Origin of the sequence: Aquisalimonas sp. (assembly GCF_007120195.1) — a bacterium.
Classification (GTDB): domain Bacteria; phylum Pseudomonadota; class Gammaproteobacteria; order Nitrococcales; family Aquisalimonadaceae; genus Aquisalimonas.
In genome coordinates, this window is record NZ_SKOG01000041.1 from 1 (window position 1) to 3142 (window position 3142).

General features: G+C 63.0%; 2 protein-coding genes. Both read right to left on the reverse strand.

Annotated features, from left to right (window positions below):
* Positions 1–102: 102 nt before the first annotated feature.
* Positions 103–1278 (reverse strand): methyl-accepting chemotaxis protein, encoded by a 1176-nt coding sequence (locus QZT63_RS03400; RefSeq protein ID WP_290648596.1) that lies wholly within the window; start codon positions 1276–1278, stop codon positions 103–105.
* A 1078-nt stretch (positions 1279–2356) separates the two neighbouring features.
* Positions 2357–3127 carry a glucose 1-dehydrogenase gene (locus tag QZT63_RS03405; protein ID WP_290648598.1) on the reverse strand — a complete coding sequence of 257 codons (771 nt, stop codon included), beginning with the start codon at positions 3125–3127 and terminating at the stop codon, positions 2357–2359.
* Positions 3128–3142: the final 15 nt, after the last annotated feature.

The window sequence follows — 3142 nt, forward strand, 5'->3', positions numbered from 1 at the left end:
GTCAGGGCCGCGACAATCGCAACGGTATTTGCGGGACAGGACACTAGTGTCTCTCTCGCAGTAGGAACGCCGGTTGGCCGTGAAAACCAACCAGAACAGACCTCAGCGAAGGCGTTCCAGCAGCCGCTGCTCCGCGGCGGTGGTTCGTTGCAACCGCTCCGCGAGGCTCCCCAGGCGTGCCGTGATATCGCTCAGCTCGCTCACCGGCTCGGACAACCCGCCCAGCGCCTGTTGCAGCTGCCGCTGACGGGCCGCCACGGCGGCGACGGCCTCGCGCATGCCGTGGAGTTCATCTGCGACCGCCACCGGGTCCGCGCCACGCTGCCGGAGCCGGTCCGCCACCTCATCCAGGCTCGCCGCCAGATCTGGCGCCGCAGGCGACTGCGAAGCAGGCAGGGCCGCCGCGCTCAGCGCCTGCAGACGACCGCGCAGCAGCACCATCTGCTCCCGCGCCCTTTCGACCTGCCTGCTGAAGTCCGCTCCGGCGCCGGTCTCCAGCTCCAACGCCTGCTCCAGCTCGTCGACGATGTCGCAGATGCGCGTGAGCAACTGATTGAGGTCGAAAGCCAGCTCGCCGAATTCGTCCTCGGACTTTACCGGGGCCCGCCGGCTGAGCCGCATTTCCCCCTTGGCCAGGCGTGAGACCACCGCCCGCAACGACAGCAGCGGCTCCATGCGGGCACGGAGCAGGATGAAGACCACCACCGCGCTGATGGTGATGTTGAAAAGCCCCGTGAAGGCGTCGATACGCAGATCCTGCCACCAGCGCTCCATGAAGGTGCTGGCGTAGTTGCGCACGGTCACATGTCCCAGGTCATCGCCCACCTGGGCGTCCATGTGGCAACGGATGCACGGCGGCTCCGCGCTGAGGTGCACGGTATGCTCGTGGAAGCGCCCGTCGTCCGGCCACTCCGGGGGCAGCCCCTTGGCTTCCTTGTCGAAGCGCTTGCGGATGGAGGTCACGGTGACCTGGGACGGCAGGATGGCGATATGCAGCCCCTGGGACTCGTGGTTGCGATGCAGGATGGGGTAGACGGTGCGTGCGGCCACCGGGCCGCCCTCGTTGAGCATGATGGAGCGCACGTCGTCCGCCAGGCGCTCGGCCGCGTAGCGGGTCTCGGCCTGGCCATCGTCCTGGAAGCGCATCTGGGTCAGGACGTAGCTCATGCCCAGCACCAACAGCAATATGGCCAGGGTGGTCAGGCAGAAATCCCGCAAAGTCCGTATGACGAAGGACTTGTCAAACTGACCGATGCGCTCCAGGCCGCCTGATCCCATAGTGGTGGCCTCCGACAGCTATGCCGATCATGGGAGCCGAGTATAGGACGGATGGACGCCCTTTTCCGAACGGGTCAACCGATACTTCACGGTTGGCGAAGCGCCGTGTGTCTGCCACCACCCGAAAATACTTGTTCATATCTGATCCGCCCGAGTACCAGACTCAACGAGGCCGCCGCGGCGTTGGCCCAGGCGTCTAGCTTGTTCCGCCGCCAAGCATACCGGTATGCGCGCGAGCCGCAGACGCTCGAGGCCTCCGTGGTGACTTCCGCACTCACCGTGGCCATGATGATCAAGGCGCCCGGGGGACGTGGTCGCCGAGCTGCGGGCCGATGCGCGCTCGCGTGGCCGAGGGGCGGGGGCGGCGTCCCCAATGGACACAGAAGCGACGCCTTTTTCCGTAAAAATTCACTCCCAAAGCATCGCTTCGACAATGTAACACTCACGCTTGCCGACCCCATCGTAGCGAGGTGAGACTCCAATCACTTTCAGCTTGACACCCGCGACCTCTATCATATCGTTGATGCCGGCCCTGGTCGTAATGGGAAGCAGAAGCACCGCATCCGCAATCCGTCCCTGCGAAGTCGGGTACTCAGGTGCGCTACCAATTTCCATCGCAACGTCAGTAGCATCATTACCTAAGAGCTTAATTAGGGAGCATGGCTCCTCCCGAGTGTCGCCGAATACAGGTCGACCTCCAACATCTGCGCCCGTAATCTTGGTAATCATGCATCGAGTGTTGAGAGAGACCATGGGAATATTCCGCCGGCTATGCGTGAAACCAGTGTCCTGTAACCGAAATCCGCTCTCTGTTTGACTGCGACGCTCGTTTCAACGAATTCGAACCCGAGGTCCTGGGGTTGATCACTTCAACGGATCCGCTGGTCAATCGCAGGTGTTCCCGGGTTCGCACCAATGCGTCGTGAACCGGGTGAACACCTGCACCAGTGGCCGGACCGCCGGAACGTGTTCCACGGGCTAAGGCCAACTGGACATCCCTCTGCTGCGCGATTGTATCAAGGGCGATGCCAACGACCTTCCATGGACCTGCAGCCCGGCCCCGGCAGCCCCCCTTTACTCAGACCGCCGTCCAGCCGCCGTCAACGTAGATGGTCTGACCGGTCACATAGCTCGACGCGTCGGAGGCCAGGAACAACAGGGCACCATCGAGTTCCCCGGCTCGCCCGACGCGCTCCATTGGACAGCGGCCCTTGACGAACTGGAGAAACTCCTCATCGTGAATGACGGACTCGGTCATTTCCGACTCGAAGAAGCCCGGGCCGATTGCATTGACGGTGATCCCGTGCCGGGACAGTTCGCCAGCCATGGCATTGGTGAGATTGTCGACCGCCCCTTTGGACGCATGGTAGGCGGCCGCGGTGATCGCGGTGTTCCCGACATGACCGAACATCGACGACAAGTTGACGATCTTTCCGTAACCGCGGGCACGCATGTGCGGAACCGTATGCTTGCAGCAGAGAAACAATCCCGTCACGTTGACCGCCTGAACCGCTTCCCACTCATCCAGCGACGTCTGCTCCAGTGGGTGCATGGCCCCCAGCCCTGCATTGTTGACGAGCACATCGATGCGACCGAACCGCTCGATCGCGGCTTCGATCAGCGCGATCACCTCATCTTCACGGGTCACGTCACAGCGCACCGGCAGCACCTCGACCCCGTCTGCGGCCAGCTCATCGGTGAGAGCTTGGAGACGTTCGACGCGCCGGGCCGCAAGGACCAATCGCGCACCATGACCCGCCAGCGTACGCGCAAACTGCACTCCCAACCCGCTGGAAGCCCCGGTCACCAAGGCAACCCGTCCGGAGACATTGAAGATGGATGATTGCATGGTCAGCTCCTTTTA

Bases quoted from the DNA above. Each gene is read 5' to 3' on its own strand.
- QZT63_RS03400 (WP_290648596.1), bottom strand. From the start codon at position 1,278: ATGGGATCAGGCGGCCTGGAGCGCATCGGTCAGTTTGACAAGTCCTTC.
- QZT63_RS03405 (WP_290648598.1), bottom strand. From the start codon at position 3,127: ATGCAATCATCCATCTTCAATGTCTCCGGACGGGTTGCCTTGGTGACC.